This is a genomic window from Mycobacterium sp. (genome assembly GCF_040509115.1).
Taxonomy (GTDB): Bacteria; Actinomycetota; Actinomycetes; order Mycobacteriales; family Mycobacteriaceae; genus Mycobacterium.
Window position 1 is genome coordinate 1 of sequence record NZ_JBEVLO010000195.1, and the last position, 4249, is coordinate 4249.

Consider the following 4249-nt stretch of genomic DNA (forward strand, 5'->3'; position numbering starts at 1 on the left):
GGTGACGTGGCAAACCGAGCGGGAATAGTCAATGCTGAATGCGCCAATCACCCCAGACGGCCGATATCTGATCGTGAGAGGACGTCTATGGCGAACCACCAACGCAGGTCTAAGCGAGCAGGAAAGGGAGCACCTTGTCCACGAACTGATGGATGCCCTACGCGGGGTGGTTCTCCGGAACCCAGTCATCTATCGAGTGACTGAAGAGCTCGTTTTGTCTTCGCTGACTGCCTCCACGAGGCAGTTGCGCGCGTTGGTCAGTCGATTCGAGTCAGGACGCGATTTTTCAAAGCGTCCGCGAGGTCATCGCAGGCCGAGTCGACCGTTGGGGAACAAGTCGAAGACGGCACGAGCCACCGCTGCGCACGCAGCGCGCAGGCGCGGCTCGATCGCGCTCACGCCGTCGCGTCAGGCAGGAATGTCGCGCACGCCGTTGGGCAGGAAAGCTCGCGCAGATGCAATCAGGTCCAGCGTCTCCCGGAGACGGACGATCTTGCCGTGGCGGACGACCATCAGGGCGAAGATGTGCTGGGAGAAATGCCGCCCTGGTGTGATCGTTGGCTCGTCGATGAAAAACTCCGCAAACACCTTGTCGTCAGTGGCGATGTGGATCTCCGGTTTCTTGAACCGCCAGGTCGGTATGGCATGGGCAAGCAAGGCGAAGAGACCACGTATTTCCTCAGGTCCACGGTAGACCAGGGGCAGGCCTATCTGGCCGGCATACGGCATTTCGAGCACAGCGTCGGCGGCGAAAAAATCGACGGCGGTGACTGCGTCGCTGGCCATGTAGCCCTGAAAGACTTCTGTTGCGGTTTGCATGGCGCACCAGTGATGGGTTAGAGGAAAACAATGAAGCTCAGGCCGCCGCAACGAGCGCTCGGCGTCATCGAACGTGAGCTGGAGAGTCTCGGCCCCGACCATGGACGTGCCCGAGACGAGCACAAGAACGATGAACATCGAAACATGGAGCTTTGAAGCGACACTGAGACGCACGGGAAGACCGCTGTGGGGAACACGAACAGGCGTACGCCAGAAAGAGCGCGCCATCAGGCAATGACCAAGCCATCCCGGTTCATTTCGAGGAAACGCTTGAAAGATGAGGCGACATGGCCGGTCATCGCCGCCAGGCCGTCGCGATTGACGTCGAAGCGGCCCAGTTGCTGGTTGATGTCGGTCACCACCATCAACGGGGCGTAACGCGGGTCGACACCCTGGGCAACCAGGTGGTCTGAGAGCTCGCTTGCGGCCACCTGCTCGACGCGAAGCTCGACGCCGTAAGCGGCGCGGATGGCTGCCGCCATCTCGTCGACCGTCATCGCCTCAGGACCCGCAAGGTCGACAATTCTGTTTTTCATCCCGCCAGCCAGCGACTCGGTGGCGGCCAGAGCCGTGTCGTGTCGCGCGATGTAGGGAATGCGGCCGTCGCCCGCGGCGGTGTACCAGACGCCGGCACGAATGACGAACGGGAGTAGGCCGAGCAGGTTTTCGAAGTACCAGCCGTTCCGGAGAATGTCGTAGCGCATGCCACTGTCGAAGATCGCCGCTTCGGTCACGCGGTGGTCTTCGGCGAAGGGCACAGGGGATGCTTCATCCGGTTGCGGCATGGAAGTGTAGGCAATCTCGCGAACGCCGGCTTCCGATGCGGCCCGGACGGCCCTGAGCTGCTGGGCGATGCGGTGGCCGGATTTTGCAAGCTCATCGGTGGAGATGACGAGCAGGCGCTCGGCCCCTTCGAACGCGCGGGTCAGTTCATCCGGCGCGTCGTCAAAGTCGACGCGTCGCACCTCAGCCCCCAGCTTCCCAAGGTGGGCAACCCTTGACGGATTGCGACTGCCGGCGATGACCGGGTGGCCACGCTGCAACAGCAGCGTGACCACCTCTTCGCCGAGCCGCCCGCTGGCGCCGCTGACGAGCGCGACGGGCTTTTGTGTGGCTTTGTCGGCCATGGCGTTACGCCGCCTCGGTCGGTTCGGCGCCAACGAGGCTGAACAGGGATGTGACGTCAAATCCCTTCAGCTCGCTGTCGCGGCCTTCGCGAACCTTGCGGGCCCAGTCCGGGTCGGTCAGCAACGCGCGGCCGATGGCGATGAAATCGAACTCGCCACGGGCAAGGCGCTCACGGGCTTCATCGAGGGGCCCGGTGGGGGCCGACGCGCCGGTGTGTGCCAGCAAGTCCCCGGTATCCGGGCCGCTCAGGCCCATCGAGCCGACCGAGATGGACAGCTTGCCCGTCAGTTTCTTGGCCCAGCCGGCGAGGTTGAGTTGGGAGCCGTGGAACTCCGGCTCCCAAAAACGGCGCTGTGAGGCATGGAACACGTCGACGCCAGCGTCGGCCAGTGGCTGGAGGATGCGACCGAGCTCGTCTGGACCGTCGGCAAGGTCTGCGGCGTAGTCGCGCAGCTTGAACTGTGAGAACCGGAAGCTCAGCGGGACCTGGGGCCCGACGGCAGCGCGGACAGCCTTGATGACTTCGCGTGCGAATGCGCTACGGGCCACGGCGTCGCCGCCCCATGCGTCGGTGCGCGTATTGGTCTGCGCCCACAGGAACTGGTCGATGAGATAACCGTTGGCGCCATGGAGCTCAACGCCGTCAAAACCTGCGGCAACCGCTGCTGCAGCCGAGCGGCCGAAGGCAGAGATGGTGTCCTGGATGTCTTCGTCTGACATCGTGGCCGGGGACTCGAAGGGCAGGTCGGCTGTGTACATCGGATCCGCCTTCTGCTGCTCGCCGCAGTGCCAGAGCTGGGCGGAAATAAGGCCGCCGGCAGCGTGCACGGCGTCGGTCACCCTGCGCCAGCCAGCTTGCGCCGCTGGGTCGTGCAGGTTCGGGATGCCCGGATGGTTGGCGGCGGTGGGTCGCTGGACAGCCACAGCTTCCGTGGTGATGAGGCCGACGCCGCCACGGGCGCGCGCTGCGTAGTAGGCCGCTACGTTTTCGCCCGGGACGCCACCGGGGCTCTGGCCGCGGGTCATGGGCGACATGATGATGCGATTCGGGAGCTGCAGGCCGTTGATCTTGGCCGGGGTGAACAGGATGTCGCTCATGATGGGCCTCATCAGAAGAAAAAAAGGATGTGTAATTACACTTTAAGATCGGTGAAAACCCGCCGTATGGCGAGCTTTCGCCGGCCGCTCAGGCTTGCGCCAACCGGGCCACGGTCAGGTTGCTGGTGCGGATGCGATTGGCTTTCGACTCGCCGACCGTGTCTTCGAATTCCTTCTTCGCCGCCGCCCACAAAGGGTAGCCTTCGTCGACTTTTGCGTGTCCGGCCTTGGTCAGCCTGAACGCAATGCCACGCCCGGCACCGCTGGCGGACGCCTCGACCCAGCCTGCATCGCGCATGGGCTTGAGGGCCCGCACGAGCGTGGTGCGCTCCATGACCATCGCGTCGGCCAGCGCAATGGCGCCGATGCCCGGGCTGACCTTCAGGCTCATCAGCAGGGTGAACTGCGACGACGTCAGCGCTGCACGCGACAAGTGGCGGTCGTACAACCGTGTGATGAAGCGATCACTCCGGCGGTAGGCAAGGTAATGACAGTTGTCGAGCTCGCGCAGCGGGTCCATGGGCTAATCCTATATGTGTAATTGCACTTTGGCAAGATATTGGTCATGCTCGGCTTACCCATCCTACCCGGAGTACCCCATGACTGCCGCAGCCCCCACTCGCCACCCGTTCCTCGACGACCTCTCCGACGACGTCGTGCTGATCACCAACGCGCTTCCTGAACCGGTAAAGGGACGCGAATCCGTCCTCCGCTCGGTCAAGGCCGGCGGTTCACTGTATCTCTCGCAAAAGCCGACGTTCCTCAAGCGTGTCGACGACAGCCGCTCCCTGTTCCAGTACGACGCCGAGCTTGAGGGTGGCCGTCACGCCGAGTGCGTCGTGGTCATCCACTGGAATGCCGACAACCGGGTGTCCAGGCTGCACATCAGTTTCGCACCGGCAGGCGCAGCGCAGAGCTTCAGCACCCGGCTTGCAGAAAAGCTCGAGGCCCTCGCCTGAGCCGTCTTGCAAAAGGTCCCTATCCGAAACCGACCAACCGGGAAGCCTCATATCTGGATTACCTCCCTGTAAAGCAGCAAGGCGTTGGCACCATCGGCATCGCAGCGTTCCTGCCCCTCTAGTCCCCGGAATCACGACATGACTGACCACGAGCTTGCTGTACTGGCCGACGCTGACGTGCGTGCGCTCGCCTACGTCGCCGGCATTGAAGGGCGGCGGGTGTTCCCGGACAAGGCGGCCCTCGA

The 4249-nt window shown here is 63.5% G+C and carries 5 protein-coding genes; 1 reads left to right on the forward strand and 4 read right to left on the reverse strand.

What is annotated here, in order from left to right:
* Window positions 1–408 precede the first annotated feature (408 nt).
* The 4 genes from ABW137_RS13755 to ABW137_RS13770 all read right to left on the reverse strand — a co-directional run bounded on the left by ABW137_RS13755 (window position 409) and on the right by ABW137_RS13770 (window position 3565).
* Window positions 409–957 carry a nuclear transport factor 2 family protein gene (locus ABW137_RS13755; RefSeq protein WP_526400772.1) on the reverse strand — a complete coding sequence of 183 codons (549 nt, stop codon included), beginning with the start codon at window positions 955–957 and terminating at the stop codon, window positions 409–411.
* Window positions 958–1046: 89 nt separating this feature from the next.
* Window positions 1047–1946, reverse strand: a complete 900-nt coding sequence (locus tag ABW137_RS13760; protein WP_526400774.1) for an SDR family oxidoreductase — start codon at window positions 1944–1946, stop codon at window positions 1047–1049.
* Window positions 1947–1950: 4 nt separating this feature from the next.
* Window positions 1951–3045 (reverse strand): oxidoreductase, encoded by a 1095-nt coding sequence (locus ABW137_RS13765; RefSeq protein ID WP_526400776.1) that lies wholly within the window; start codon window positions 3043–3045, stop codon window positions 1951–1953.
* Between the two features lie 88 nt (window positions 3046–3133).
* Window positions 3134–3565, reverse strand: a complete 432-nt coding sequence (locus ABW137_RS13770; RefSeq protein WP_526400778.1) for a MarR family winged helix-turn-helix transcriptional regulator — start codon at window positions 3563–3565, stop codon at window positions 3134–3136.
* 79 nt (window positions 3566–3644) lie between these two features.
* Here ABW137_RS13770 and ABW137_RS13775 point away from each other — a divergent pair, with 79 nt between their 5' ends.
* Window positions 3645–4004, forward strand: a complete 360-nt coding sequence (locus ABW137_RS13775) for a hypothetical protein (protein WP_526400780.1) — start codon at window positions 3645–3647, stop codon at window positions 4002–4004.
* Window positions 4005–4249 lie beyond the last annotated feature (245 nt).

Bases quoted from the DNA above. Each gene is read 5' to 3' on its own strand.
- ABW137_RS13755 (WP_526400772.1), bottom strand. From the start codon at position 957: ATGTTCATCGTTCTTGTGCTCGTCTCGGGCACGTCCATGGTCGGGGCC.
- ABW137_RS13760 (WP_526400774.1), bottom strand. From the start codon at position 1,946: ATGGCCGACAAAGCCACACAAAAGCCCGTCGCGCTCGTCAGCGGCGCC.
- ABW137_RS13765 (WP_526400776.1), bottom strand. From the start codon at position 3,045: ATGAGCGACATCCTGTTCACCCCGGCCAAGATCAACGGCCTGCAGCTC.
- ABW137_RS13770 (WP_526400778.1), bottom strand. From the start codon at position 3,565: ATGGACCCGCTGCGCGAGCTCGACAACTGTCATTACCTTGCCTACCGC.
- ABW137_RS13775 (WP_526400780.1), top strand. From the start codon at position 3,645: ATGACTGCCGCAGCCCCCACTCGCCACCCGTTCCTCGACGACCTCTCC.